The sequence below is a fragment of the Streptomyces sp. NPDC107562 genome, assembly GCF_055657325.1.
This window is the reverse complement of record NZ_JBVKBE010000003.1, coordinates 399,987-422,350: the sequence shown is the minus strand read 5'-3', so window position 1 is coordinate 422,350 and position 22,364 is coordinate 399,987. Positions and strand designations below refer to the sequence as shown.

At 74.2% G+C, this 22,364-nt stretch carries 18 protein-coding genes; 7 read left to right on the top strand and 11 right to left on the bottom strand.

Annotated elements, in window-relative coordinates; translation table 11 throughout:
* Positions 1 to 112 precede the first annotated feature (112 nt).
* Entirely contained in the window at positions 113 to 880 is a 768-nt protein-coding gene (locus tag ACZ7LV_RS12120; protein ID WP_471938398.1) for a hypothetical protein, read from the top strand.
* Between the two features lie 1,102 nt (positions 881 to 1,982).
* On the opposite strand, the gene ACZ7LV_RS12115 is transcribed toward ACZ7LV_RS12120, so the two are convergent.
* Positions 1,983 to 2,780, bottom strand: a complete 798-nt coding sequence (locus tag ACZ7LV_RS12115) for a GntR family transcriptional regulator (RefSeq protein ID WP_471938396.1) — start codon at positions 2,778 to 2,780, stop codon at positions 1,983 to 1,985.
* Positions 2,781 to 2,954: 174 nt separating this feature from the next.
* Here ACZ7LV_RS12115 and ACZ7LV_RS12110 point away from each other — a divergent pair, with 174 nt between their 5' ends.
* Both ACZ7LV_RS12110 and ACZ7LV_RS12105 read left to right on the top strand, forming a co-directional pair.
* Positions 2,955 to 3,803, top strand: a complete 849-nt coding sequence (locus ACZ7LV_RS12110) for a (2Fe-2S)-binding protein (RefSeq protein WP_471938394.1) — start codon at positions 2,955 to 2,957, stop codon at positions 3,801 to 3,803.
* A 291-nt stretch (positions 3,804 to 4,094) separates the two neighbouring features.
* On the top strand, positions 4,095 to 5,141 hold the full coding sequence (locus tag ACZ7LV_RS12105; protein WP_471938391.1) for a DUF2637 domain-containing protein: 1,047 nt from the start codon (positions 4,095 to 4,097) through the stop codon (positions 5,139 to 5,141).
* Between the two features lie 55 nt (positions 5,142 to 5,196).
* On the opposite strand, the gene ACZ7LV_RS12100 is transcribed toward ACZ7LV_RS12105, so the two are convergent.
* Together ACZ7LV_RS12100 and ACZ7LV_RS12095 are read right to left on the bottom strand one after the other, a co-directional pair.
* Positions 5,197 to 5,604: an ATP-binding protein gene (locus tag ACZ7LV_RS12100; RefSeq protein ID WP_471938389.1), complete on the bottom strand. Its 408-nt coding sequence runs from the start codon at positions 5,602 to 5,604 to the stop codon at positions 5,197 to 5,199.
* 393 nt (positions 5,605 to 5,997) lie between these two features.
* Positions 5,998 to 6,615 (bottom strand): hypothetical protein, encoded by a 618-nt coding sequence (locus tag ACZ7LV_RS12095; RefSeq protein ID WP_471938387.1) that lies wholly within the window; start codon positions 6,613 to 6,615, stop codon positions 5,998 to 6,000.
* A 218-nt stretch (positions 6,616 to 6,833) separates the two neighbouring features.
* Between ACZ7LV_RS12095 and ACZ7LV_RS12090 the strand changes: the two genes are divergently transcribed.
* Positions 6,834 to 7,973 (top strand): helix-turn-helix domain-containing protein, encoded by a 1,140-nt coding sequence (locus tag ACZ7LV_RS12090; protein WP_471938385.1) that lies wholly within the window; start codon positions 6,834 to 6,836, stop codon positions 7,971 to 7,973.
* A 17-nt stretch (positions 7,974 to 7,990) separates the two neighbouring features.
* Here the strand turns inward: ACZ7LV_RS12090 and ACZ7LV_RS12085 are convergent, their stop codons facing one another.
* Positions 7,991 to 9,733 (bottom strand): pyruvate dehydrogenase, encoded by a 1,743-nt coding sequence (locus ACZ7LV_RS12085; RefSeq protein ID WP_471938383.1) that lies wholly within the window; start codon positions 9,731 to 9,733, stop codon positions 7,991 to 7,993.
* 55 nt (positions 9,734 to 9,788) lie between these two features.
* On the bottom strand, positions 9,789 to 11,165 hold the full coding sequence (locus ACZ7LV_RS12080; RefSeq protein ID WP_471938381.1) for a protein phosphatase 2C domain-containing protein: 1,377 nt from the start codon (positions 11,163 to 11,165) through the stop codon (positions 9,789 to 9,791).
* Between the two features lie 412 nt (positions 11,166 to 11,577).
* Here ACZ7LV_RS12080 and ACZ7LV_RS12075 point away from each other — a divergent pair, with 412 nt between their 5' ends.
* A complete protein-coding gene (locus ACZ7LV_RS12075) occupies positions 11,578 to 12,060 on the top strand; it encodes a DUF456 domain-containing protein (RefSeq protein WP_471938379.1) in 483 nt (160 codons plus the stop codon).
* An 8-nt stretch (positions 12,061 to 12,068) separates the two neighbouring features.
* Here the strand turns inward: ACZ7LV_RS12075 and ACZ7LV_RS12070 are convergent, their stop codons facing one another.
* From ACZ7LV_RS12070 to ACZ7LV_RS12045, 6 genes are all read right to left on the bottom strand, one after another.
* On the bottom strand, positions 12,069 to 12,707 hold the full coding sequence (locus ACZ7LV_RS12070; RefSeq protein WP_471938377.1) for a LysE family translocator: 639 nt from the start codon (positions 12,705 to 12,707) through the stop codon (positions 12,069 to 12,071).
* A gap of 41 nt (positions 12,708 to 12,748) precedes the next feature.
* Positions 12,749 to 13,255 (bottom strand): methylated-DNA--[protein]-cysteine S-methyltransferase, encoded by a 507-nt coding sequence (locus tag ACZ7LV_RS12065; protein ID WP_471939190.1) that lies wholly within the window; start codon positions 13,253 to 13,255, stop codon positions 12,749 to 12,751.
* Between the two features lie 20 nt (positions 13,256 to 13,275).
* Positions 13,276 to 14,670 carry an AlkA N-terminal domain-containing protein gene (locus ACZ7LV_RS12060; RefSeq protein ID WP_471939188.1) on the bottom strand — a complete coding sequence of 465 codons (1,395 nt, stop codon included), beginning with the start codon at positions 14,668 to 14,670 and terminating at the stop codon, positions 13,276 to 13,278.
* Between the two features lie 330 nt (positions 14,671 to 15,000).
* Entirely contained in the window at positions 15,001 to 16,092 is a 1,092-nt protein-coding gene (gene rsgA / locus ACZ7LV_RS12055; RefSeq protein WP_471938375.1) for a ribosome small subunit-dependent GTPase A, read from the bottom strand.
* Positions 16,093 to 16,363: 271 nt separating this feature from the next.
* Positions 16,364 to 17,863 (bottom strand): cellulose binding domain-containing protein, encoded by a 1,500-nt coding sequence (locus ACZ7LV_RS12050; protein WP_471938373.1) that lies wholly within the window; start codon positions 17,861 to 17,863, stop codon positions 16,364 to 16,366.
* Positions 17,864 to 18,050: 187 nt separating this feature from the next.
* The gene (locus ACZ7LV_RS12045) at positions 18,051 to 19,409 is read right to left on the bottom strand and encodes a radical SAM protein (RefSeq protein ID WP_471938371.1); all 1,359 of its coding nucleotides are present in this window, start codon (positions 19,407 to 19,409) and stop codon (positions 18,051 to 18,053) included.
* Positions 19,410 to 19,703: 294 nt separating this feature from the next.
* Here ACZ7LV_RS12045 and ACZ7LV_RS12040 point away from each other — a divergent pair, with 294 nt between their 5' ends.
* Together ACZ7LV_RS12040 and ACZ7LV_RS12035 are read left to right on the top strand one after the other, a co-directional pair.
* On the top strand, positions 19,704 to 20,948 hold the full coding sequence (locus ACZ7LV_RS12040; RefSeq protein ID WP_471938369.1) for an FAD-binding protein: 1,245 nt from the start codon (positions 19,704 to 19,706) through the stop codon (positions 20,946 to 20,948).
* Positions 20,949 to 21,087: 139 nt separating this feature from the next.
* A complete protein-coding gene (locus ACZ7LV_RS12035) occupies positions 21,088 to 22,350 on the top strand; it encodes an ROK family transcriptional regulator (protein ID WP_471938367.1) in 1,263 nt (420 codons plus the stop codon).
* The last annotated feature ends 14 nt before the right edge of the window (positions 22,351 to 22,364 follow it).

Sequence of the window (22,364 nt, the reverse complement as noted above, 5' to 3'; positions counted from 1 at the left end):
GTGAAATCCTTCACCCACCCTCTTGGCCGGGCAGCTGAATTGGTGTTGAAATGCGGCCACCACTCAACAGCTCGATGGCGTGCTCGGGGAGGGCAACGTGGCGCATACCGCCATGTCTGGTTCTGGAACGACCTCTGACGACGATCCCCTCCAGACCGCGGTATGGAGGCTGCGCTCACGGGCCTGCTGGGCCGACGCGGCCGCCCTGCTGATCCCGGACACGCCGGCGCCCGCGCTGCAGCGCGCCGCGCTGCTGGTCGAACGGTGTCTGTACACCGAACGGGGCTGGGAGGAGGCGGAGGACGCCCTGCGCACGGCCGAGGCCCTCGCCCTCACCGACGAGGAACGGGGCGCGGCGGCCTGCGAGCGCGGGCAGCTCGCCTACGCGGCCACGCTGCACACGGTCCGGGACCGCGCCGACGAGGCCCGCGCGGCCCTCGGCCGCGCCGCCGCCCTGATCCCTCCCGGCACCCCCGGACGCCCCCTGCTGGACTTCCGCCGCGGCCTGCTCGCCGAGAACCTCGCCCACTCCCCCCAGTCCGCCCAGGCCGCCTACCGCCGCGCCCACGCGGGCGCCACGGCCCACGCCAACGCCCTCCTGCTCTCCTTCACCTGGCGCCACCTCGCCGGACTGGCCCTGCGGGAGGGCGACTTGGCCGAGGCCCGCCACGGCTTCGCCGAGTCCCTGCGCATCCGCGAGGAACTGGGCTACCTCGTCGGCACGGCACCCGCCCTGGCCTCCCTGGCCGACACGGAACCCGAACCGGAGGCCTCCCGCCTCCGCGAGGAGGCCCGCCGCCTCTACCGCCTCCTGGGCGGCGTCCCCACCTGGCTGGCGGCCCACCTCACCCCACCCACCCCGGACGCCGCAACAGCCTGACCCCCACCCCGAAGCGAACAAACAGCAGCAAGGACCGGCCGCGCCCGGGCGTCCGGCGCACATGTTGGTTCGAGCGCACCGGCGCGAGCGCACGGCGCCGCACCGGCGTACGACGGCAGGGGAGGCGGACACACGCAGGGGCCTGATCCCGGCGTTGGGCGCGCGGCCCGGCACCCGCCGGGCGGACGGGGACCAGCTCACCTCGGCATGCGCGCACGGCGCCGCACCGGCGTACGGGCTCGCCCGAGCGGCGGGCGCCGGACACACGCAGGGCCACCACGTACGCCCTGCCCGGACGTTGAGCGCACGACGCAGCACTCGCCCGGCGGACGCGAACCGGCTCACCCCGGCATGCGCGCACGGATCCGCAGCCGCCCGCGACGGGAAGAGACCCGCTCGCTCCGGCGTCGGGCGCATGGCGCCGCAGCCGTCAGTCCGCGGCGGGGCAGGGATGGGCTCGCCTGAGCGGCGGGCGCCGGACACACGCAGGGGCACCACGTGCGCCCTGCCCGGACGTTGAGCGCGCGGCACGGCACCCGCCCGGCGGACGCGGACCGGCTCACCCCGGCATGGGCACATGGATCCGCACCGGCGTACGGCGGCAGGGGATGGGCTCGCCCGAGCGGCGGGCGGCAGACACACACAGGTGCACCGCGTGTGGCCGGTCCGGGGGTTGGGCGCATGGTGCGGCAGCCGCCTGCGGCGGGAAGAGGTCCGCTCGCTGGCGGCGTTGGGCGCATGGCGCGGCAGCCGCCCGCGGCGGGAAGGGACCGGCTCGCGCCGGCGTCAGTCGTATGGCGCCGCAGCCGCCTGCGGCGGGAAGAGATCGGCTCGCGCCGGCGTTGGGCGCATGGCGCGGCAGCCGCCCGCGGCGGGAAGAGACCGGCTCGCGCCGGCGTCAGTCGTATGGCGCCGCGCCCGCGTACGGCGGGAAGGGGGTGGGTCGGGGGGTGTCCGCCCGCAGCGGTTGGCGCGTCAACACGGGTGCGTTGGTAAGTGACCGATTCCGCGCCGTTCCGAGGACGGACACCCCCCGACCCGCCCCCGACGAGACCCGCACCCCCCGCGCGACAGCAACCCCCACACGCGCCGCACGACGCGACTAGCACCAGCGCGCGAAGTGCCCCTCCACGACGACCCGCACGGCGCCCATATCCCGCAGCACCAGCGCATCCACCAGCGCCGCATGCTCGGCCGCGTCGGCGACCAGCTCCGTACGCGGCCGGGACGCCGAGACCAACGACCACTGCGCCCGCCGCTGCACGTCATCGGCGACGCGCACCAACTGCTCGTTCCCCGCGAGCCCCAACACGGCCCGGTGGAACGCCCGATCGGCCTCCGCATACGTCACCCGGCACCCGGACGACGCCGCCCGCACCGTCGCCTCGGCCGACGGCCGCAGCTCGGCCCACCGCTCCGCGGGCACCACCCGCGCCAGTCGCAGAATCACCGGCGCCTCGATCAGCCGCCGCACCTCGGCGAGTTCGGCCAGCTCACCCGCATCCCGCACGACCACCCGAAAGCCCCGGTTGGGCACGACCTCGACCGCGCCCTCCGACGCCAGCTGCTGCATGGCCTCCCGCACGGGCGTCGCCGACACCCCGAAGCGCTCCCCCAACGCCGGCGCCGAGTACACCTCCCCCGGCCGCAGCTCCCCGCTCACCAGCGCGGCCCGCAGCGCGTCCAGCACCTGCCCCCGCACGGACGCCCGCTGCACCACAGGCCGCATCGGCGCCTCGCCGTGCGTGTGCTCCCCCCGCACACCCCCACCGGCACCGCCCCGCTCACGCCCCTCAGCCACCTCCGCGGCGCGCACAGCACCCACAGCACCCACACCCTGGCCCGGCACCCGCCCCCACGGCACCGCGGAACCGGCGAAGCCCTGCGCACCTCGCTCCACGGCTCACTCCTCCGGCTCCGGACGTGTCAGTACTTGGGGTCATTAACGGCGGCTTGTTACTCGTCCGTCAAGCACCTTAGGCGCTGAAGCCACGGGTTCCTATCCGCATCCCGTCGGGTAAGGTAAGCCTTACCTCTAAACGGCCCCAGACATCTGCGAATGGGTGGTCCCCGTATGCCCGTGCCCGCCTCGGCCACAGCAAGCGCGTACGCCCGCCTCGCGGAAGTCCTCCCCAGCATGGGCATCACCGAGCTGACCGCCGCGGAGCCCTTCCCCACCGGCCCCGGATGGATCACCAGCGACGCCCTCGCCGCAGGCAGCACCGCCCTCGACGCCTTCCTCGCCCACGACGACGCCCAGGTCGTGCGCGACTACGGCCAGCGGGCCCGCCCCGACGTGATCGCCAGTTTCGGCCTGCACCGCTACGCCTGGCCGGCCTGCCTGCTGATCACCGTCCCGTGGTTCCTCGGCCGCCGCGTCCCCCGCTACCCCGTGACGCATGTCTCGTACGACCGCGACGCCCCCGGCTTCGACATGGGCCACCTCATGGTCCGCCCGCACGGCTTCGCCTGCCTCCCCGACGACCCCGCCGCGACCCTCCCGGGCGCCACGGTGGTACCGGACGAGGAGGCGCTGCGCGCCGAGGTGCGCGCGGCCGTCGCCGAGCACCTCGAACCCGTCCTCGCCGCCTTCGGCCCCCGGATGCGCCGCCGCGGCCGCGCCCTGTGGGGCATGGCGACCGACGAGATCGTCGAGGGCCTGTGGTACGTCGCCCACCTCATCGGCGAGGAGGACCGCGCGCGCCACGAGCTGGAGCTGCTGCTGCCCGGCGCGACCAAGCCGTACGCGGGTTCGGCCGCCTTCCGCGAGCTCACCGGCCCGGGCGGCGAGAAGCTGCCCACCCGCGACCGGGCCAGCTGCTGCATGTTCTACACCCTCCGCCCCGAGGACACCTGCGCCACCTGCCCGCGCACCTGCGACGCGGACCGCGTGACCAAACTGCTGGCCACGACGGCCGGCTGAGGCGCCGTCACCCCGGCACGTCCCGTAAGATCAACAGGACCGCCCACCCGCCCGCGGACTGGGCATTCACAACTCCCTCACGAGGAACGGCAACTTTCCGCCGCACCACTCGTACGGGTAGTCTTATTCGAACTCAACTCCCGCCCCTCACGCGGCAGTTCGAGCAGAACGCCGCCCCGGGCATCCCCTTGCACTTCTCTGGCGGCCTCTTGCCCCGAAACCCCCTGAGGGCCGGTGGGTTTGGGCCACCATGGCGGGCGTTACGCCCTATCCCAATGCAAGGGACCCCAGATGAGACTGACCGACATATCGCTGAATTGGCTGCTACCGAGCGCCGTACTGCTCGCGGGGATGCTGACGGCGGTAGCGGTGCTCCAGCGCGGCAAGCGTTCCGCGGGGAAGGACGCGAGCGCGGACGACTCGTGGGAGCGTATGGAGGAGCGCCGCAGGCGCAAGGAAGCCATATACGGCACCGCTTCCTACGTGCTCCTCTTCTGCTGCGCCGCGGTCGCCGCGGCGCTCTCCTTCAAGGGCCTCGTCGGCTTCGGCCAGCAGAACCTCGGCCTCACCGGCGGCTGGGAATACCTGGTCCCGTTCGGTCTCGACGGCGCGGCGATGTTCTGCTCGGTGCTCGCGGTGCGCGAGGCCAGCCACGGCGACGCGGCGCTCGGCTCCCGGATACTGGTGTGGACGTTCGCGGGCGCCGCGGCCTGGTTCAACTGGGTGCACGCCCCCCGTGGCCTCGGCCACGACGGCGCGCCCCACTTCTTCGCGGGCATGTCCCTGTCGGCGGCGGTCCTCTTCGACCGCGCCCTGAAGCAGACCCGCCGGGCCGCGCTGCGCGAGCAGGGCCTGATTCCGCGTCCGCTGCCGCAGATCCGCATCGTCCGCTGGCTGCGGGCGCCGCGTGAGACGTACAAGGCCTGGTCGCTGATGCTGCTGGAAGGTGTCCGTACCCTCGACGAGGCGGTCGACGAGGTGCGCGAGGACCAGCGGCAGAAGGAGCAGTCGCGGCTGCGGCGGCGTGAGCAGGAGCGGCTGGAGCGGGCGCAGCTCAAGGCGATCAGCCGGGGCCACGGTCGCGGCTTCATCGGCCGCGGCGGCGGGCGTCCCGCCGAGCTGCCCGCGGTGGAGCAGAGCGCCGAGCGCGTCCCCGCGGAGCCTGCCATATCCACCGCGGAGCCGCTGCCGGTCCGCGCCCGGCCCTCCCTGCAGCCCGTGCGCACCGGTTCCGACCCGATCACCGTCGACCTCACCGCGGAGGACGACACCATGGCCCTCCCGCGCCTCGACTCCCTTGAGCGCAAGCTGAAGGACCTGGAGCAGCAGTTCGGTTAGGACCGGACGGCAGAGGACGGGGGTGCGGTCCGCCACGGACCGCACCCCGTGCCGTTCAGGCGGCGTCCGCGTCCGCCTCCAGTTCGAACCAGACCGACTTGCCCCGCTCGTGCGGCCGTACACCCCACGCGTCCGCGAGGGACTCCACCAGGACCAGCCCCCTGCCGTGCGTGTTCTCGTCCGGCTCGGCCACCCGCACCCGCGGCCTGCCGGCCACGTAGTCCCGTACCTCCACCCGCAGCCCGTGAGGGTCGAGGGTGGCTGTCAGGACCGCCTCGTCGCCGGTGTGGACGATCGCGTTGGTGACGAGTTCGCTCGTGAGCAGTTCCGCGATCTCCGCCCTGCCGGGCTGCCCCCAGTGCCGTAGCAGGTCGCGCAGCTCTCTGCGGGCCTCCGGGACCGCTCTCAGGTCCGCCCGCCCGAGTCTGCGCCGCAGTTGCGGCGCCCGTGCCTGCCTCTTCATGTCCCCCGCCTGCGTGCCGATGTCGGTTCCCCTCCTGCTCGAACACGTTCACGGAGATCCTTGCCCGATGGGCACCGAGGCAGTCATGTGGAATTGTCAACGACCGAGTGTTCGGCCACGGCGGCCTCCGCCCCGGCCGCCCCACGGGGGCGGCGCCCGCGCACCGGCCGCGCTCCGGGCCGGACCGGCTCGCCCCAACTGCGCATCCGGGGCTGCCGATCCGGTCGTAGCCGTGGAGCGCGTGGGGCCGCCGGTTCTCGACGTCCGCCCGGCGGCCCGCCGTGTCCGTGCGGCGGCGCGGCCGGCGAGACTGGCCGAATACGTACGGCAGGGCGGCCACCCTCCCCACCCCCGTGGGAGAGGGCGCCGCCATCGCGCCCGGTGCGGGTGCGGTCAGTACAGCTTGTTGACCGCCGTGGTGGTGGTGCGCTTGAAGGCGCGGACCGGGGCGTCGGAGAAGTCGCCCATCTGCGCCCAGTCCACGACGGTGACGGTCCGGCCGTCACGGCCCACCGACATCAGGCGGACGTCCGTGGCACCCCACGCGGTCCAGGTGTGCAGGCCGTGGACATGGGCGCCCTCCTCGACCGCGACGGCGCCGTGGTCACGGTGCGCGGCGCCGATCTCCGGGTCCGCCTCCAGGCGGTCCGGGCAGGTGCGGATCTCCTCGTTCATACGGTCGGCGAGGGCCTTGGCCTTGACCGCACTGCCCGTGACGATGGTGAGCTGGCGGGCGCTGGTGTCGAGGTCGGTGCGGAACTCCCGGTAGCGGGAGTCGTAGCCCGGGAAGACGTCGGCGAGGCAGAGACCGAGTTCCAGCGGCACCCCGTCGGTGACCTTGCCCGCGGTCCAGGAGGACGAGGGGTGCGGGGGCAGTTGGGAGGCCGAGAGGAAGGCCGGCGAGGGCAGCGCCCGCGCGGCGGCGCCCGCCGGTGCGGCGAGGGTCGTGAGCGCGGTGAGTCCGGCGACCACGAGTGCGGTGAGCGCGCCGGCTCGGATGCGGTGGGACATGGGTCTCCCCCTGGAGGTGTCGTATGCGATGGAATCGTCGCGCGCCGCCTGGCGGTCGGGTCCGGCGGAAGCGGGGCGACACCCAGAGCATCGGCCGTACCGCCGGCCGCCCGCAACGGCCGGCGCGGCATCGGGCACGGTGGAACCATCCCAGCCCGGCTGACGTGCAGATATGTGAGTGCCTGGGATGCGGTCCCCGGGCCGGGACGGAGGGTGCGGTGCCGGCACACGACGACGTGGAGGAGTTCGCGGCGCTGCTGCGGGCGTTCAAGGCGCGCACCGACCGCAGTTACGGCTCGCTGGCCCGCCGTCTCGGCATGAACACCTCGACCCTGCACCGCTACTGCGCGGGCGACGCGGTGCCGCTCGACTTCGCCCCCGTCGAACGCTTCGCCGCGCTGTGCGGCGCCTCGCCGGAGGAACGCCTGGACCTCCACCGCCACTGGCTTCTGGCCACCGCGGCCCGCCGCAAGGGACGCACGGCGCCATCGTCGTCCGCCACCGTGCGGGGCGAGGCCCTCCCGGAGGCTCCCCAGGGACCTGCCGCGGAGGAGCCCCGCAGGGAGGAGCCGCCCGCGCCGGCACCTCCGCGCGCGGCCGTCCGGCCCTGGTACCGGCACCGCCGCCTGGCCCTCGCCGCCGGACTCGCCTCCGCCCTGGTCGTGGCGCTCGTCGCGCTGCGTCCCGGCGGCGGGGGCGGCGGGGAACAGGCGCGCGCGCCGCGCCCGGTGGCGGTCGCCGCTCCGCTCGCGTGGACCGCCGACTCGCAGGCGTGGTCGCTCGGCTGCGGTCACGACTACGTCATCCGCAGATCTCCGGACCGGGTGCCACCGCCCCCGGCCCCGCAGGACGCCGGCAGATGGGCGGCGAGCCAGGACGCCGTGCACGGGCGGGAGACGAACATCCGCGTCTCCGTGCAGGGCAGGACGTCCACGGCCGTGGTCCTGGAGGCGCTGCGGGTCCGCGTGGTCGGCCGGGCCGACCCGGTGCCCGGCACGGCGTACGCCATGGACCAGGGCTGCGGTGGCGCGCTGACGCCCCGCCACTTCGCGGTGGACCTGGACGTCGACCGCCCGATCGTCCGCGCGATGCCCGGCAACGACGCGGGCGACCCGCTCCCGGCGGTGCGCATGCCCTACCGCGTCTCCGCCGAGGACCCGGAGGTGCTGTTGGTCAACGCCCGTACCGTGCGGTGCGAGTGTGCGTGGTACCTGGAGCTGGACTGGTCCTCCCAGGGCCGGTCCGGCACGCTCCGCATCGACGACGACGGCCGCCCGTTCCGCACCACCGCCATCGAGGACCTCCCCCGGTACGCCTACGACACGTCCGCGCGCCGCTGGACGCCCTACGTCGAGTAGACGCCGCCGGACGGGCCTCAGGGCCGGGGCACGTTGCGGAGGTTGGAGCGGGCCAGCTGGAGCATGCGGCCGACGCCGCCGTCCAGGACGATCTTCGAGGCGGACAGGGCGAACCCGGTGACCATCTCGGCCTTGATCTTCGGCGGGATGGAGAGCGCGTTGGGGTCGGTGACGACGTCCACCAGGGCGGGCCCCTTGTGGCGGAAGGCGTCCTTGAGGGCGCCGGCGAGCTGCTTCGGCTTCTCGACGCGCACCCCGTAGGCACCGCAGGCGCGGGCGACGGCGGCGAAGTCGGGGTTGGTGTTGGTGGTGCCGTACGAGGGCAGGCCGGCCACCAGCATCTCCAGCTCGACCATGCTGAGCGCCGAGTTGTCGAACAGTACGACCTTCACCGGCAGGTCGTACTGCACCAGGGTCAGGAAGTCCCCCATCAGCATGGCGAACCCGCCGTCCCCCGACATCGACACGACCTGCCGGCCCGGGTCGGTGAACTGGGCGCCGATCGCCATCGGCAGCGCGTTCGCCATCGAGCCGTGGGAGAACGAGCCGATGATGCGGCGGCGGCCGTTGGGCGAGATGTAGCGGGCCGCCCAGACGTTGCACATGCCGGTGTCGACGGTGAACACGGCGTCCTCGTCGGCCAGTTCGTCCAGCACGGCCGCCACGTACTCGGGGTGGATCGGGACGTGCTTGTCGACCTTGCGGGTGTACGCCTTGACGACCCCCTCCAGCGCGTCCGCGTGCTTCTTGAGCATCTTGTCGAGGAAGCGCCGGTCCGTCTTGGTCCGCACCCGCGGGACGAGGCAGCGCAGCGTCTCGCGGACGTCGCCCCAGACGGCGAGGTCCAGCTTGGAGCGGCGCCCGAGGCGTTCGGGGCGGACGTCGACCTGGGCGATCCGCACGTCGTCGGGGAGGAAGGCGTTGTACGGGAAGTCGGTGCCCAGCAGGATCAGGAGGTCGCACTCGTGGGTGGCCTCGTAGGCGGCGCCGTAGCCGAGGAGTCCGCTCATCCCCACGTCGAACTTGTTGTCGTACTGGATCCACTCCTTGCCGCGCAGGGCGTGCCCGACGGGGGACTTGATCTTCTCCGCGAACTCCATCACCTCGGTGTGCGCCCCGGCCGTGCCGCTGCCGCAGAACAGGGTGACCTTGTCGGCCTCGTCGATGAGCTGGACGAGGCGGTCGATCTCCGCGTCGGCGGGCCGGACGCCGGGCCGGGAGGTGACGAGGGCGGACTCGGGCGCCCGGTCGGGGGCGGGCCGGTCGGCGATGTCGCCGGGCAGGGTGACGACGCTGACGCCGCCCTGACCGATCGCGTGCTGGATGGCGGTCTGGAGCAGCCTCGGCATCTGCTGCGGGCTGGAGATCATCTCGCTGTAGTGGCTGCACTCCTGGAACAGCCGGTCGGGGTGGGTCTCCTGGAAGTAGCCGAGGCCGATCTCGCCGGAGGGGATGTGCGAGGCGAGGGCGAGCACCGGCGCCATGGACCGGTGGGCGTCGAAGAGCCCGTTGATGAGGTGCAGGTTGCCGGGCCCGCAGGAGCCGGCGCAGGCCGTCAGTTTCCCGGTGATCTGCGCCTCGGCGCCGGCCGCGAAGGCGGCGGTCTCCTCGTGCCGCACGTGGATCCAGTCGACGGCGGGGTTGCGGCGGATCGCGTCGACGACCGGGTTGAGGCTGTCGCCGACGACGCCGTACAGGCGTTTGACTCCGGCGCGGGCGAGGATGTCGACGAACTGTTCGGCGACGTTCTGCTTGGCCATGGTTCGGTGCACCCCTTCGGCTCTCCTGGGGTCCATCAATCCACAGGGTGCGCCCTCACGCCTCCCACACGGCGGCCGCCGTACGGTCGTCGGCGTAGCCCTTCACCCGTACCTGGGTGTCGGCGAGGAAGGCGGCGAGCCCCGGCGGCTGCGGGGCGGTCCAGCGTTCCCGCAGGTGCGCGGGCAGCTCCGGTTCGCCGCGCAGCGGCTCCGCGAGGCCGCCCGTGCACATCAGGAGGGTGTCGCCCGGTCGGGCGACGGAGGCGCGGAAGCGGAAGGGTTCGCGGGGCGGCTCGGGGGCCGGCTCGTAGGGGCTCGGCGGGGTCGGTATGCCGAGGTCCATGGTGAGCCGGTCACCCGCGACGGTCACCTCGGGCAGCGAGCCGAAGCCGAGGACGGGTGCGCCGGCGACCTCGCCGGGCTGCGGTTCGATGTCCTGCCAGGCGCCGTCGCGCAGCCGGAACAGGCCTCCGGCGCCGACGCCGAAGAAGACGCGCGTACGGCACCCGGGGTCGGCGGGCAGGAGCAGGCAGCGCAGGGTGGCGGCGTACTCGTCGGGCCGCAGTCCCTGTTCGGCGGCGCTGGCACGCAGCTTGCCGAGGCTGCGGTCGGTGAGGCGGTGCAGGCCGGACTTCAGGTCGCCGCGCCGGCCGGCGCGGATGTCCTCGGCGAGGCGCGCGTGGCTGCGCCCGACCGCCCGTCCTATCCACCGGCACACCTCGGCGGCCGCGCGGTGCGCGCCGGCGGTGGCGCGTGCGCCGGTGGCCATCGCGACCAGCACGAGCGCGGTGTCGCCGGTGCCGAACCGCGCGGTGAACAGGGCGTCGCGGCGGGGTTCGCCCCGGTAGCGCGCGGAGTCGCCCCGGACGGAGGCCGCGCGCAGGGTGCAGGCGCCGTAGTGCGCGCCGTCCAGCACGGTGTCGGCGACCAGATCGCCGAGGTCGTCGGGGTCGGCGGGCGGCAGGGCGGTGGGTTCGGGCTCGTAGGTGGGCGGGCCGGAGCCGACGTGGTGCGGCGGAACGGGGGTGACGGGGGCCAGGCGCGGTGGTGCGGGCGGGGGCGGGAACGGCGGGGGCGGCTCCGCGAAGGTGGGGGCGGGGCGGCCGGTGACCGACGTGGTGGGGCCGGTGGGCGGGAGCGGCACGGAGGGGAGCGTCCCGCCCTCGCGCGGTCCGGGGACGGACGCGCCGGCGCGGGGAGGGTTCTGCGCGCGGTCAGCGCCGTCCCGCGCCGTTCGTGCGCCGTCGTGGCCCGGCGCGGGTGGGCCCCCGAAGGGCTCCGGCGGCCCGGTCACGGCGTCCGCCGCCGAGGCGAAGCGGTCGTCCAGCGACTCGGGCGTGCGCGCGGGTCCCGTGTCGTCGCTGGTGTCGTCGTACAGCTCCCCCCACCAGTCGTCGGAGTGACCGGCGGGCCTTCCCCCCTGCTGGCTCATGCCCTCAATTGTCCACCGTACGGCCCGGTTGAAAACGGGGCGTCGGGAAATTGGCACGCGGCTCTCCGCCCGCGCACGGCGTGTCGGGGTGACGTGTCGTTCAAGTGTCGGAGCGCGGAGTACGTCCTCCGGAGCCGGCGTCCGCACAGGTGTACGGGTGCACGGCAGAGGTCACCGGGCGACTCCACCCCCCACGGGAGAGCCGCCCGGCGACGTGAAACATCCGGAGCCCGTCGGCGCCGGTGGCCCCACCCTGGCAGGGTTACGCACGGTACGACCACGAGGTTCCGTGGCGCATATGCGCCGTGGCCTGTTTGCGCCACGTCCGGTGCGACCGCCGGCCACCGGCCGGGCCGCCCGCACCCGGCACCGGCGACCTGCGAGGTGCGCCGCGCTCCGGCAGGCTGGGCGGATGGGAGTGTGGCAGCTCCTGCTGGCGGGCCTGCTCATGCTCGCCGGCCTGTGCGGAGTGCTGGTGCCCGGCGTGCCGGGGTCGTGGCTGGTGTGGGCGGCGGTGATGTGGTGGGCGCTGCAGGACCCGGGGCCGGCCGCCTGGTACGTGCTGGTCGGCGCCACCGTCGCGCTGTTCCTGGCGCAGGTGGTGCGCTGGGCCCTGCCACCCCGCAGGCCGCGCGAGAGCGACGCGACGCCCCGGACGGCCGCCTACGCGGGGCTGGGCTCCCTCGTCGGCTTCGTCGTCGTCCCGGTCGTCGGCGCGATCCCCGGCTTCATGGCCGGCATCTACCTCTGCGAACGCCTCCGGCTCGGCCGGCACGCCGGGGCCTGGGCCGCCGTACGCACGGCGATGCGCTCGGGCGGCTCCAGCGTGCTCGTGGAGCTGTTCACATGTCAGCTGATCATGGCCGCCTGGCTGTGCGTGGTGATCCGGGGCTGACGGGTCGCTCAGTCCTTGCGGCCGGTCGCCGCCACGGTCACGCCGAGGCCGATCATGGTCAGGCCGCCGGCGCCGCCGACGGCCGCGAGCCGCCCCGGGGACCGGGCGAACCAGTCCCGCGCGCCGGCCGCGGCCAGCCCCCAGACGCTGTCGCAGGCGACGGCGATGAGGTTGAAGACCAGCCCGAGCAGCAGCATCTGCGCGCTGACGTGCCCCTGCGCGCGGTCCACGAACTGGGGCAGCACGGCGGCGAAGAACACGATCGTCTTCGGGTTGGTCACCCCGACCGCGAACCCCTCCCACAGCGTGCGCAGCCCCCCGGGGCCGGGTTCCGGCCGGCCGAACGCCGCCCGCAGGGTGTGCCGTTGCCGTATCGCGCGGATGCCCAGGTGGATCAGATAGGCGGCGCCGGCCAGCTTCAGCGCCAGGAAGACGGCGGCCGACCGCTCCACCACGGCGCCGACGCCGAACGCCACGGCGATCACGGCGGCGTAGGCCCCGAGCGTGTTGCCGACCACCGTGGTCAGCGCGGCCCGGCGCCCCTGCGCCAGAGCGCGCCCGACCACGAACAGGACACTCGGCCCGGGGACGACGATGAGCAGGAAGGACATGGCGGCGAAGGCCGCGAGTCGATCGGTCGACACCATGCCGCCCACGGAACCACGGGGGCGGCGGGCGCTTCAACGGGTTAACCGGCGGCGCCCGCCGGGGGCAGCACGCCTTCCAGCGTGAGCAGCCGCACCTTGCGCTCCAGGCCGCCCGCGTAGCCGGTCAGCGCGCCGCCGGCGCCGATGATCCGGTGGCAGGGGCGAAGCACGAGCAGCGGGTTGGCGCCGATCGCGCCGCCGACCGCCCGTACCGCGGCGCGCGGGGCGCCGATCCGCGCGGCGATCTCGCCGTAGGTCGTGGTCGCGCCGTAGGGCAGCGAGTCGATGGCGTCCCACACCCGGTGCCGGAACGGCGTCCCCTCGGAGCGCCACCGCAGCCGGAACTCCTTCAGTTCCCCGGCGAAGTACGCGGCGAGCTGGTCCTCGGCCTCCCGGAAGAGCGCGGGATCGCGGCGCCAGCCGTCCTGGACGGTCCGCCCGCCCTTCTGCCCGGGCACGGACAGGGAGGTGAGGGTGCCGGCCGGGTCGGCGGTGAGCAGCAGCTCGCCGAGGGGGCTGTCGACGGTGGTCCAGTGGGTGTCGGTCACGGGGACGGGGGTTGCGGTACTCACGGGAACTCCAACTCCCCTGCTGTGCGCAGGTGTTGTACGGCATAGGAGCGCCAGGGGCGCCAGCTGTCGGGGATGTCCGCGCCCGGCGGGGCGACGTCGGGGTCGCCGAGGGCGCGGACGCGGATGCGGGCGACGGTGGGGGCGTCCAGGCCGGGCAGGGCGAGCAGGGCGGCCTGCGCGTCCTCCCGGTCGGCGCCCGGGTCGAGACGTACGGCGCCGTCGGCGAGTGCCGTGGTGAGGGCGCCCAGCGCACCCTCCGGCTCGGCGCCCGCGAGGACGGCGGCCTCGGGGAAGAGGTGGGTGAGGCTGCCACAGGGCGCGTCGAGGGCCTTGCCGTACCGCCGGACCAGCCCCTCCGCCGCCGCCCGCCCCACCAGCGCCCGTACCGCCAGTTCCTCGGGGTCGGCGGCGCCGGGCGAGCGCAGTCCGGGGCGGGCGGCGACCAGGGGGGCCAGCCGCGGATCGGCGCCGAGGCGCCCGTCGACGGCGTACGGATCGGCGTCGAGGTCGAGCAGCCGCCGCAGCCGTTGCACGGCGGTGGTGAGGTCCCGCTGGTCGGTCAGGTGCATCCGGGCGTCCAGCCAGCCGCCCGGACGGGTGGCGGAGCCGGAGCTGCGGGTGCGTTCGTCGACGGAGACGATGCCGGTGCCGTACGGCAGCCGCAGCGTCCGCCGGTAGGTGCGCCGGCCGGGCGGCCCGCTCACCTCCTCGACGCCGGGCACGGCCTCGCGCGCGAGCAGGTCGAAGAGGGCACCCGCGTGGTAGGGGCCCCGGTGGGCGAGTCGCAGCGGGATCCCGGCGCTCGGGCTGTCCGCCCGCCGGGCGGTACGTCCCCTGGGCGCGGCGGCCCGCAGTTCGCTCGGGGTGGAGGCGTACACCTGCCGCACGGTGTCGTTGAACTGGCGCACGCTGGCGAACCCGGCCGCGAAGGCGATCCGCGTGATGGGCAGGTCGGTGGTCTGGATCAGCACGCGCGCCGTGTGGGCGCGCTGGGCCCGGGCGAGGGCCACGGGCCCGGCGCCGAGCTCGGTGGTCAGCTGGCGCTGCACCTGCCGGGCGCTGTACCCGAGCCGCGTGGCGAGCCCGGCGACGCCCTCCCGGTCCACGACGCCGTCGCCGATCAGCCGCATGGCCCGGCCCACGACATCGGCCCGGACGTTCCACTCGGCCGAGCCCGGCACGGCGTCCGGACGGCACCGCCGGCAGGCACGGAAGCCCGCTCCCTGCGCGGCGGCGGCCGTCGCGAAGAACCGCACGTTGGGCCGCTTGGGGGTGACGGCGGGGCAGCTGGGCCGGCAGTAGATGCCCGTGGTCTCGACCGCGAAGAAGAACTCGCCGTCGAACCGGGCGTCCCTGCTGCGCACCGCCGCGTACCTGGTGTCTTCGTCCATCACGCTGTCCAGTCTGCGCCCTGGAAAGGGGCGCGGCTGGCGGAATTCGGACACCCCGCTGTGTGACATGCGACAGACGCCGCGGGAACGGGCACGGGGGGCACCGCGAGCACCGGACGGTACTCAGTGGCTCCCACCGCGTCCGCCCCGGTCACGTCCTGGGCCTGTCTGACAATTCGCGTCGTCGCCCGGAGGGCGGCCGGACGGCGTCAGGTGCGTGCTCCGGGGGTCTCCCCGGCCGAAGGCTGGTGGAGCGCAGGGCCCCGACCCCCGGTGCGGCGAGAGTGCGTGCACGGCGCCGTCCGGCAGACGGGAACTGTCAGACAGGCCCTATCGCTGGCGGCCCCGCTTGGCCTCCATCGCGGCCCGGCCCTCGGCGCCCTTGCGCTTCCAGTCCTTGCGGATCTCGGCCCGGAGCCGGGCGTCGGTCTTGGCCACGATCCACTGGTTCTCCCGGAGCAGCTTGCGATAGCTCTCCAGCCGCCGTACCGGCAGTTCGCCCGAGTCGATCGCGGCCAGCACCGCGCAGCCCGGCTCCGACTCATGGGCGCAGTCGTGGAACCGGCAGTCGGCCGCCAGTTCCTCGATCTCGGCGAACACCTGCCCGACCCCGGTGCCGGCGTCCCAGAGCCCGACGCCACGCAGGCCCGGTGTGTCGATCAGGACACCGCCGCCGGGCAGCGGCAGCAGGTTGCGCGTGGTGGTCGTGTGTCGCCCCTTGCCGTCGACGTCCCGGGTGGTCTGCACCTCCATCACGTCCTGCCCGAGCAGCGCGTTGGCGAGGGTCGACTTGCCCGCGCCGGACTGCCCGAGCAGGACGGACGTCCCCCCGGCGACGACGGCGGCGAGCACGTCCAGGCCGTCCCCGCCGACGGCGCTCACCGCCAGCACGGGCACGCCCGGCGCCGTGGTCTCCACGTCCTGCACGAGGTACGAGAGCGTGGCCGCGTCCGGCACCAGGTCGGCCTTGGTCAGGACGACCACCGGCTGCGCCCCGGACTCCCAGGCAAGCGCGAGGAAGCGCTCGATGCGCCCGAGGTCGAGTTCGACGGCCAGCGACACGGCGACGATCGCGTGGTCGACGTTGGCGGCGAGGATCTGTCCCTCGGACCGCTTGGACGAGGTGGAGCGCACGAACGCGGTACGCCGCGGCAGATACGTGCGTACGTAGCGGGGGTTGCCCCCGGGTTCGAGGGCGACCCAGTCGCCGGTGCACACGACCCGCAGCGGGTCGTGGGGCGTGACGAAGGCGGTGTCGGCCCGCAGCACGCCGGCGGCGGTGACCACGTCGCACTGGCCGCGGTCGACCCGGATCACCCGCCCGGGCAGCAGTCCTTCGGCGTCGTACGGGGTGAACTCGTCCGCCCACGCGTCGTCCCAGCCGTAGGGGGCGAGCGCGTCGGAAACAGAGGTGGAAGACAACAGGGTGACCCTTCACAAGGGGGCCCCGGCGGGCGCGCGGACGGCGCGCAAGAACGTCGCGAGAACGTGGAGTGTGTCAGCCGGTGGCCACGGAGGTGGACTTGATGAGCTTCGGGGTGCGCGCAGCGCACAGCACGGCGACAGTCATCGGGTCTGCACCTCCTCGAACACACTCGGTCGTAGGGCGGCGGCACGGGGCCACCGCCGGTTGCGCCCTCACTCTAACCGGGCGCCTCGGTGGCCCGTCAACGCGTTTTCCCGACCCGGCCCTTCAGGCCCCCGTGCACACGCGGCCGTTCAGCGTGAAGTCGTGGGCCGGCGAGTTCCTGCCGTGCCAGGAGCCGAGGAAGCCGAAGGCGAGGCTGCCGTCGGCGGCGACGGTCCGGTTGTAGTCGGCGGCGGTGGCGGTGACGCGGGAGCCGTCCTGGCGGACGTCCGCGTCCCACATCTGGCCGACCCGCTGGCCGTCCCGGAAGGTCCAGACGACCCGCCAGTCGGTCAGGGGGCGCTCGGTGGTGACGGTGACGGCCGCCTGGAAGCCGTCGGTCCACTGCCCGACGAGGTCGTAGGCCACGTGGCAGGCCGGCCGGGGGCCCGCGCCCGGCGGGTCGGTCCGCGCCGAGGGGCTCGCCGTCGAGCCCTGGGGTTCCGGGTCGGGGGCCCGGTGCGCGGACGGCGAGGCGGACGTCTTCCCGGCCGACGGCTTCGGCGAGGGGGAGGCCTTCTTCGAGGGGGCGCGGGTCACGGCCGGCAGGGAGAGGCCGGGGCCGGCCACCGGCTGGCGGTCGGTGGTGTCGATGGGCGCGGCGCCGCCGTCGTCGCTGTCGCCCCGCGGCATCAGGGTGACGGCGAGAGCCAGCAGGGAGACCAGCACGGCGGCCACGATCAGGCCGCCGCGCAGCACGCGCGCCTTGTCGGCCGCGGCCGAGGCCGCCGCGTCGTCGGGGTCGACGGCGCCGGGACGGCCGGCCCCCAGCCGTACCTCGGCGGCGCGGCGGCGTCGTTCCAGGTACGCGAGGCCGCCCCAGCCGATCACACCGCCGGCCAGGGCGCCCGGCAGGCCGCCGCCGTGCAGGCGCAGACAGGCGGCGGCCTCGGCGCACTGCACACAGCGGGCGAGGTGCCGGGAGAGGTCGTCGGGGGTGTCGGAGAGCGGTGAGCGGGTGACGCCGTCCAGGAGCCGGGCGTAGCTGCGGCACTGCGGGTCCATCGGTGCGTCGAGATGGTTGCGCAGGCAGCGGTCGCGGAACAGGCGGCGCACCTCGGTGAGTTCACCGGCGACGCCGCTCGGGTCGAGGCCGAGGCGGCGGGCGACCGCGGGCAGCGGCAGGGCCTCGACCTCGACGAGCCAGAGCAGTTCGGCGTCGGGACCCTGCATGTCGCGCAGGACGCGCAGCGCGAGCGGGCGGCGCAGCGGAGGGCCGGTGTGGCGGGCGGCGCCCTCGGAGTTGAGCCACAGACGCAGCTCGGGGTCGAGCCGGTGACCCTGACCCTGCGCCTCCCAGTCGGCCGCCGTGGCGCGAACGGCCGTCAGGAGCAGGGCTATTCGGGGCAGCCGAGGTTGCCGGGGCGGGCGACGGCCGGTGTTGCGGTCCGTTCCGGACTCGGCGGTGCGGACCTCGCGTATCCCGCGCGCGAACGCCTCCCGGGCGAGGGCGGTCGCGGCCGCGGACCCGGCCGTGCACAGGTCGGCGTACGACAGCACCGTGTCCCAGCACTCGGAGAACAGCGCCGCCTCGGAGGCGTCCTGAGGGGTCGGCAGGTCGGGCATGGGTCTCCTGCATCGTGCGAGGTCAACTCACCCTGTGGACAAGGGGAGTTGTGGGGCAACCTCGGGCAGGGCAAGAGCCTTTCACGCTTCCGACACAACTGACAAGCGGGGTATTCAAAACGCCGCGAGGGCCCGATCGCGGCGACGCGCGATCGGGCCCTCGTGAAAGGGTGCGGTCCGTACCGCCCTACGGCGTGGCCGTCGCGGAGGTCTCCGGTGCCGTCCGCGGCTCCTGTGGCTCCTCCCGGGCCGGGAGGCTGTCCATGAAGGAGCTGACGGAGAAGACCGCGTTGCCGGGTCCGGGCGGGCCGTAGCCGGGCGGGGAGGACAGACCGAAGTCGTCCATGGTCGCGCGGTAGGCCTCCAGCAGCCGGATGTGGTACTCCAGCGGGGCGCCCTGCGGGTTGGCCTTGCCGAGCGGGGTGGTGGGCTCGGGGCACCAGGTGGTGAACCGGGGCGTGATGCCGTGCGACATGAAGAAGCGCAGGCCCTCGGTGGTGGAGGCGATCGCCTCGTCGACGGTCTTGAAGCCGAACGGCTCGGCCATCTCCACGCCCGCGACGAAGTTGGGGATCACATTGCGCGCCCCGAACACCTCGGCCGAGTCCAGGATCCGCTTGTGCCACACGTCCCGGCCGACATAGCGCTCCTTGCCCGGGCAGTACATCTTGAACAGGTACTCGTCCCACACCTCGTAGTTCGGGTGGTAGATCTGCACGCCGTAGTCCTTGAAGCGCTGGACGTCGTCGCGCGGCAGCGCCTGGGCCACCACCTTGCCGATCCAGCGGCCCGGGAAGCGGTCCTCGATGGCCTTGGCGTAGTGGCCGTAGAAGTCGGCCTCGTCCCGTCCGGAGACGGTCTTGGTGATGGCACCGCCGGTGAGCGTATAGGCCGTGGACGCCTTCGCCGTGTCGTACCGGTCGATGATCTCCAGGGCCTCCAGGACCTCCTCGACGTCCTTGACCCCGGTGTACGGCCGGCCGGCGGCCTTGTGCTGGCGCCAGTTGTGATTGATGTCGCAGTACTGGCACTCCTCCTTGGCGCCGAAGTACTGGCAGACCCGGAAGACGGTCAGGTAGATGAGGTAACCCCACTGGATGGTCGGGGCCACCTCCATGACGGACTTCCCGTTGGAGAGCGTGTGCCGGTAGTACTCCGGCATCGGCGGCACCCCGACGTCGGCGATGCGCTTCCCGTCGAGGTAGAGGCCGAGCACTCCGTCCTCGCCGGCGGCGACGCGGTAGGGCGAGGCCGGGTTCACCCGCACCGACACCACGGTCCGGCGCAGGTCGTAGGGGCCTCCGGTGAGGATGATCTCCTCCGGCGGACGGCGCAGCGCCGCCTCACCCAGCTCCGGCAGGGTGCCGTGGTCGAAGGAGAAGATGAAGTACGACTTCGGCTTGACCTCGCCGCCCTCGTTGTCGCTGAGCGCGGAAGGATCGAAGGCGACACCGCCCCGGAGCAGGTCCTCCTTGAAGACGGCTTCCCGCGGCACGTGCGGGAAGCGCTCCATCAGATCCTCGACGAGCGCGGTGCGGCTGCTCATCCCGTGACTCCTCCCTGCGACGGCCTGCTGCGGTGTTCGACTCCTCACGGTATGCCCCCTGCCTTCGGGGCCGTGCAGCCGGGTCCGGCGCGAGCGCCGGAAGGCGAACGAAACGGACACCGCCCGGCGGACAGCATACGGTGGCACGGCCTTCGCTTTTGACCCGCTTCGTCACCGCCACCGCCGCGCCACGGCCCCGACCGGCCCCCGCGCCGTGCCGCCGGGCACGGGTGGTTTGCTGATCCCCGACGTCGACACGTGTCGTCGGGAATTCGTCGGGAAGAGGGCGACCGCATGACCGGGACCGTGACCAACTGGGCGGGCAACATCACGTACAGCGCCGGGGAGCTGCACCGGCCGCCCACACCGGACGCCCTGCGCGCGCTCGTCGCGGGCGGCACGCGGGTGCGGGTGCTCGGCAGCGGCCACTCGTTCAACGACATCGCCGACCCGGGACCCGAGGGCGTCCTGCTCGCCCTGGACGCGCTGCCGCCCGCGATCGAGGTCGACACGACGGCCCGCACGGTACGGGTCTCGGGCGGCGTCCGGTACGCCGAACTGGCCCGCCGGGTCCACGCGCACGGCCTCGCGCTCGCCAACATGGCGTCGTTGCCGCACATCTCGGTCGCCGGTTCGGTGGCGACCGGCACGCACGGCTCGGGTGTGGGCAACGCCCCGCTGGCGGCCGCGGTGCGCGAGGTCGAGCTCGTCACGGGCGACGGCGGGACGGTCCGGATCGGCCGGGGCGAGGAGCGGTTCGCGGGCGCGGTGACCTCGCTCGGCGCGCTCGGCGTGGTCACCGCGCTCACCCTCGACCTGGAGCCGGCCTTCGAGGTCGAGCAGCACCTGTTCACCGAACTGCCGCTCCAGGGCTGGGACTTCGACACGGTCATGGCGGTGGCGTACAGCGTCAGCCTGTTCACCGACTGGCGCGCGCCCGGCTTCCGGCAGGTGTGGGTCAAGCGCCGCACCGACCGGCCGCTGCCCGGTTTCCCCTGGGCGGCGCCCGCGACCCGGGCACTGCACCCGGTGCCCGGGATGCCCGCGGTCAACTGCACCGAGCAGTTCGGTGTGCCGGGGCCGTGGCACGAGCGACTGCCGCACTTCCGGGCGGAGTTCACGCCGAGCAGCGGCGCGGAGCTGCAGTCGGAGTATCTGATGCCGCGGGCCCACGCGGCCGGTGCCCTGCGTGCCCTCGACGCGATCCGCGGCACCGTCGCGCCCGTCCTGCAGACCTGCGAGGTGCGCACCGTGGCCGCCGACGAGCAGTGGCTGAGTCCCGCGTACGGACGGGACAGCGTGGCCGTGCACTTCACCTGGGTCGCGGACACGGCGGCGGTGCTGCCGGTGGTGCGACGGGTGGAGGCGGCGCTGGAGGAGTTCGACGCCCGGCCGCACTGGGGCAAGGTGTTCGCGATGCCGGGGCCGGTGCTGCGGGAGCGGTTCCCGGCACTGCCCAGGTTCCGGTCACTGGTGGCGGATCTGGATCCGGCGGGGAAGTTCGGCAACGCCTTCGTGCGAGGGGTGCTCGGCGACTGACGCCTCCCTTTCCACGCCCCCTTCCCCACGCCCCTTTCCCCACCCCCTTTCCTAACCCCTTGTCGAAAGTCTCCGGGGCCCATAGCCTTGCGCCGCGCCGGGGCCGAGGCCGCCCGGCCCAGGGGACGGGGGCAACGGGATGAAGCGCGGCACCTCACGGGACATCCGCACCGCGAACCGCTACGAGGTGCTGCGCCAGATCATCGCCGAGTCTCCCACCTCACGGCAGGAGTTGGCCGCCGCGACCGGACTGAGCCTGGCGACCGTCGCCACACTCGTCGGCGAACTGCTCGACCTCGGCCTGATCACGGAGGTCGGCTTCGAGGACTCGGCGGGGGGCCGACCCCGGGGACTGGTGGCCGTCGACGCCTCCGGCGGCGCACTGATCGGCGTGGACGTGGCGGAGACGTACGTCCACGCCGAGCTGTTCGACCTCTCGCTGAACGTCCTCGCCCGCGCGGACGTGGACATGCGACCCGACGAGAGCCGCCCGGAGCAGGTCGTCGGCCATGTCGCCGCCGCGGTCGCCTCGGTCGTGGCGCGGGCCGGCGTCGCGGACGCGCGGGTGCTGGGCGTGGGGGTGAGCGTGCCGGGGCAGGTGGACCGCGACACGGGCGTCGCCGAGTACGCGCCCAACTGGGGCTGGCACGACGTCCCCCTGCTCGGCCTGCTCGCCGCACACCTCTCCTACCCGCTGCACCTGGACAACCCGCTGCGGGCCTGCGCGGTGGCCGAGTCGTGGTTCGGGGCGGCGCGGGGGCGCGGTGACGCGGTGGTGGTCAATCTCGGGACCGGGGTGGGCGCCGGGCTGATCCTCGGCGGCGGGCTGCACCGCGGTGTCAGCAACAGCGCCGGCGAGTGGGGCCACACCACCCTCGTGCTGGACGGCCGGCCGTGCCACTGCGGCAACCACGGCTGCGTGGAGGCCTATGTGGGCGCTCCCGGCATCATGCAGCACCTGCGGGAGCTGAGCCCGCACAGCCCGCTGCTGCACCCCGGGGACCAGACCGCCACCGTGGCCGCGCTCGCCCGCGCGGCCGCCGCGCAGGACCCGGTCGCCCTCGGCGTCGTCCGTACCACCGCCCGTTATCTCGCCGCCGGTGTCGCGGACCTGGTCAACCTCCTCAATCCGGAGGTGGTCGTGCTCAGCAGCTGGGTCGCGGCGAGTCTCGGCGAGCCCCTGCTGACCGAGGTGCGCGCGGCCGTGTCCCGGCACGCTCTGCGGCGCCCCCTGGACGCCACCGAGATCGTCCTCTCCCCCGTCACCACCGACCCGGTCTCCCTCGGCGCGGCGACGTTCGCGCTGGAGGGCGCCCTGCGGTCCGCGGGCACCCCGAGGGGAACGGCACGGACCGCGCGGCGGCCCCGTCACCCGGTCGGGTGGACGGCCCCCGGGACCTGAGCGTCGCGGGGAAG

What these genes read in the sequence shown, in the direction of transcription:
- ACZ7LV_RS12120 (WP_471938398.1), top strand. Translation starts at nt 113, where the DNA reads ATGTCTGGTTCTGGAACGACCTCTGACGACGATCCCCTCCAGACCGCG.
- ACZ7LV_RS12110 (WP_471938394.1), top strand. Translation starts at nt 2,955, where the DNA reads ATGCCCGTGCCCGCCTCGGCCACAGCAAGCGCGTACGCCCGCCTCGCG.
- ACZ7LV_RS12105 (WP_471938391.1), top strand. Translation starts at nt 4,095, where the DNA reads ATGAGACTGACCGACATATCGCTGAATTGGCTGCTACCGAGCGCCGTA.
- ACZ7LV_RS12100 (WP_471938389.1), bottom strand. Translation starts at nt 5,604, where the DNA reads ATGAAGAGGCAGGCACGGGCGCCGCAACTGCGGCGCAGACTCGGGCGG.
- ACZ7LV_RS12095 (WP_471938387.1), bottom strand. Translation starts at nt 6,615, where the DNA reads ATGTCCCACCGCATCCGAGCCGGCGCGCTCACCGCACTCGTGGTCGCC.
- ACZ7LV_RS12085 (WP_471938383.1), bottom strand. Translation starts at nt 9,733, where the DNA reads ATGGCCAAGCAGAACGTCGCCGAACAGTTCGTCGACATCCTCGCCCGC.
- ACZ7LV_RS12080 (WP_471938381.1), bottom strand. Translation starts at nt 11,165, where the DNA reads ATGAGCCAGCAGGGGGGAAGGCCCGCCGGTCACTCCGACGACTGGTGG.
- ACZ7LV_RS12075 (WP_471938379.1), top strand. Translation starts at nt 11,578, where the DNA reads ATGGGAGTGTGGCAGCTCCTGCTGGCGGGCCTGCTCATGCTCGCCGGC.
- ACZ7LV_RS12070 (WP_471938377.1), bottom strand. Translation starts at nt 12,707, where the DNA reads ATGGTGTCGACCGATCGACTCGCGGCCTTCGCCGCCATGTCCTTCCTG.
- ACZ7LV_RS12060 (WP_471939188.1), bottom strand. Translation starts at nt 14,670, where the DNA reads ATGGACGAAGACACCAGGTACGCGGCGGTGCGCAGCAGGGACGCCCGG.
- ACZ7LV_RS12050 (WP_471938373.1), bottom strand. Translation starts at nt 17,863, where the DNA reads ATGCCCGACCTGCCGACCCCTCAGGACGCCTCCGAGGCGGCGCTGTTC.
- ACZ7LV_RS12045 (WP_471938371.1), bottom strand. Translation starts at nt 19,409, where the DNA reads ATGAGCAGCCGCACCGCGCTCGTCGAGGATCTGATGGAGCGCTTCCCG.
- ACZ7LV_RS12040 (WP_471938369.1), top strand. Translation starts at nt 19,704, where the DNA reads ATGACCGGGACCGTGACCAACTGGGCGGGCAACATCACGTACAGCGCC.
- ACZ7LV_RS12035 (WP_471938367.1), top strand. Translation starts at nt 21,088, where the DNA reads ATGAAGCGCGGCACCTCACGGGACATCCGCACCGCGAACCGCTACGAG.